Consider the following 236-nt stretch of genomic DNA (forward strand, 5'->3'; position numbering starts at 1 on the left):
CCGTTGTCGAGCATGTCTTGAGTGACAGGGCCATTAAATAGGGTGTTGCCGTTGCCGTCAGTGACAATCAAGGTGTCGCCAACTTGAGTGCCAGTCGCTAGCGTCACGGTCGCGGTCACAGTGCCGTCAGTACCGATCTCATCGCTGTTGAACACGCCATCGCTGCCCATGCCGCTGAATTCAACGATTGGTGCAGGTGCGGCAACATTGTCCACAGGCTGGTTGTCGGTAGCAGT

The 236-nt window shown here is 56.4% G+C and carries 1 protein-coding gene; it reads right to left on the bottom strand.

What is annotated here, in order from left to right; genetic code table 11:
- On the bottom strand, positions 1 to 236 hold a 236-nt coding region (locus H5202_RS23845; RefSeq protein WP_182774178.1), incomplete at both ends, for a hypothetical protein.

It is taken from the genome of Shewanella sp. SG41-4 (genome assembly GCF_014164505.1).
Classification (GTDB): Bacteria; Pseudomonadota; Gammaproteobacteria; order Enterobacterales; family Shewanellaceae; genus Shewanella.